The organism is Achromobacter sp. Marseille-Q0513 (assembly GCF_018195695.1).
GTDB lineage: Bacteria > Pseudomonadota > Gammaproteobacteria > Burkholderiales > Burkholderiaceae_B > Achromobacter.
In genome coordinates this window covers 1-202 of sequence record NZ_JAGTJY010000708.1, presented here as the reverse complement: position 1 = coordinate 202, position 202 = coordinate 1, and the positions used below count along the sequence as shown (strand labels likewise).

General features: G+C 60.9%; 1 protein-coding gene. It reads left to right on the top strand.

The features are described from left to right. The coding region (locus KDH83_RS33030; RefSeq protein ID WP_212323333.1) for a hypothetical protein at positions 1-202 on the top strand (202 nt) is incomplete at both ends.

The window sequence follows — 202 nt, the reverse complement described above, 5'->3', positions numbered from 1 at the left end:
AAGGCCAGATGAAGAGCGACTTCAAGTCGGTGACCGAGCAGACCGGCCTGTGGGCGGGTGATGGCGGTTTCTTGATCGACGTGAAGAACAACACCGCGTTGATCGGCAGCGTCATCGCCAGCAGCGACAAGGCGGTGGCCGACGGGTTGAACAAGCTGAGCACCGGCACGCTGGTGACGGAGGACGTCAAGAACAAGGCCAA